General features: G+C 55.9%; 1 protein-coding gene. It reads right to left on the bottom strand.

What is annotated here, in order from left to right:
* Nucleotides 1-322: 50S ribosomal protein L13 (rplM, locus tag EUU22_RS26335; protein WP_129330102.1), on the bottom strand; the 322-nt coding region annotated here is incomplete at both ends.

A 322-nucleotide genomic window follows, 5' to 3' on the forward strand; every position in this document is an offset into this window, starting at 1 on the left:
CTTCAGTTTCATGACCAGCTTCTTCTTCTTGTAGTACAGATTGGCCTTCTCCTTCCTCTTCTCTTCCAGCGCTGCCGTTACTGCCTGGTATTTCCACCCGACTTCGTGGGCGAGACGGCCAAGGTAAGCGAACTTACGCGTCGGCTTCAGGCGAACGATTTTCAGAGCTGCTGGAACCACCATCCTCTTCCTCTTATCGTATGGGGGTGGGATGCCGTCGAAGACCTTCAGCCTCTCCAGAGCCGCCTGTCCTCTCTTGGTCTTGTGTGGGAGCATGCCTCGCACAGTCCTCCAGAAGATGCGGCTGGGTGCTCTGAAGTGG

Origin of the sequence: Ciceribacter ferrooxidans (assembly GCF_004137355.1) — a bacterium.
In the GTDB taxonomy this organism is placed as follows: domain Bacteria; phylum Pseudomonadota; class Alphaproteobacteria; order Rhizobiales; family Rhizobiaceae; genus Allorhizobium; species Allorhizobium ferrooxidans.